Raw genomic sequence first — 428 nt, forward strand, 5'->3', positions numbered from 1 at the left:
GAAAACGCCAACATTGGTGATAGCACTGGCGTTCACGCCGATGCCACCGATGCCGATGGCGATGATGTGAGCTACACATTATCTGATAACGCAGACGGTCGTTTCGCCATTGATGCCACCACCGGTGAAATCACGGTCGCTAAAGAGCTCGACTTTGACAACGGCGATGCTGGCGATCATGTGGTGACGGTTGTTGCCCTATCAACCGATGGCTCATCGAGCGTGAAAGACTTCACCATCAGCGTCACTGACGCCGATGGCACCGCCCCTGGCGGCGGTGATACCGATAATGCCATTGGTCCAGTGACCGATGTCGATGCGGCTAATAACACCGTAAGCGAGAACGCTGCCGTTGGCACCAGCACGGGCGTTCACGCCGATGCCACCGATGCCGATGGCGATGACATAAGCTACACATATCTGATAAC

General features: G+C 55.6%; 1 protein-coding gene. It reads left to right on the forward strand.

Annotated features, from left to right (window positions below; translation table 11 throughout):
* On the forward strand, positions 1 to 428 hold a 428-nt coding region (locus tag DC53_RS0121170), incomplete at both ends, for a cadherin repeat domain-containing protein (RefSeq protein WP_033032760.1).

It is taken from the genome of Pseudoalteromonas fuliginea (genome assembly GCF_000690055.1).
Taxonomy (GTDB): domain Bacteria; phylum Pseudomonadota; class Gammaproteobacteria; order Enterobacterales; family Alteromonadaceae; genus Pseudoalteromonas; species Pseudoalteromonas fuliginea.